The following is a 1,179-nucleotide window of genomic DNA, read 5'->3' on the forward strand; positions in this document are numbered from 1 at the left end:
CCAATTATCGTCGACAATACCATCAAGGCGATACAATATATGGTTGATAACAATATAGATTTCCTTTCTCCGCAGTTTTTTAGAGTAAATCAATTCTTTAGGGGTAAGGCAAATAATGTTCCACTGTTGCCTCAAGAATATGCTAGAGGTTCTTTTTATACTTCAGGAATTATTTTTGATATATTTTTTCTTAAACAATTTCAAGATGTTATTGGGAAACACACGCCAAGGTATCAAGTGTATCCTGAAATTATTTTTGCTATTATTGCAACTGTATTTGGAAAGGCCTCATGGTTTAATCTACCCACTACTTATTTTTCTTGTCGAATGCCAACTTTTAGTCATGATGATACAGAAGAAGGAAACTATGGTTGTCTCATTGAGCGATGGAGACAATTTCAACGATTTATGTCTTTGTATTCAGAATTGCTTCAAATGCCAATTCAAGATAGATTTAAAGAAAATATAAATATGGCAATGCAATCCTCAGCTTCTCAAGTTTTTTTTGGATTAAAAAATAGTGCTAAAGCAGAATTCCCATCTTTAAAAGAGTATTTCTAGGTGCAATTATAAGAGGGGATTTTGCTTTAAAATATGGTAAGAATAGATGTTTTATAGTAAGTAATCTCCCATATCAGGATATTCCTTAATTATTGCTTTTTTTATGCCACTTAATATCCCTTGCTTAATGGCTTCTCTGATAAGAGTCACATTGTTTCTTTGCTCAATTGTTAAATCATTTTTTTCTATATTATCCAAAAAATTTAGAAACTCCCTTGTCTGCTTCCATCTTTCGTCAACAAAAACATAAGTTCTATTTCGCTCAATACTTGTGCTTTGTAGCGTAAATTTTACATATACTGAAGGTAAATTATAGTAGCTGCATTTCCCAAACACAAGAGATAGTATTGAAAAATAAACATGAGGATAAACCTGTTTGTAATGATTCATAGAATCACAATAAAAGGTTGAAAAATATGGCTTCAAAAAAGAAATATCAAATAATACTCCGGGAAAATCAGCAACGGATTTTCCAAAATGTGATTTTGGTATTTCTTTGCATATAGAAGTTCCTCCTCTTAGTATTGTTCCTCTTTTGAATAACTGCGGAGAAAGGAAATCTATATTGTTATCAACCATATATTGTATCGCCTTGATGGTATTGTCGACGATAATTGG

General features: G+C 31.6%; 2 protein-coding genes. One reads left to right on the forward strand and one right to left on the reverse strand.

The genetic code is table 11. The features are described from left to right. A partial coding sequence (locus tag BS85_RS10745; protein WP_034551657.1) for a hypothetical protein occupies positions 1-561 on the forward strand: 561 nt, incomplete at its 5' end. Positions 562-612: 51 nt separating this feature from the next. On the opposite strand, the gene BS85_RS10750 is transcribed toward BS85_RS10745, so the two are convergent. Beyond that, a partial coding sequence (locus BS85_RS10750; protein ID WP_211246916.1) for a hypothetical protein occupies positions 613-1,179 on the reverse strand: 567 nt, incomplete at its 5' end.

Source organism: Helicobacter rodentium ATCC 700285 (genome assembly GCF_000687535.1).
Lineage (GTDB): Bacteria > Campylobacterota > Campylobacteria > Campylobacterales > Helicobacteraceae > Helicobacter_D > Helicobacter_D rodentium.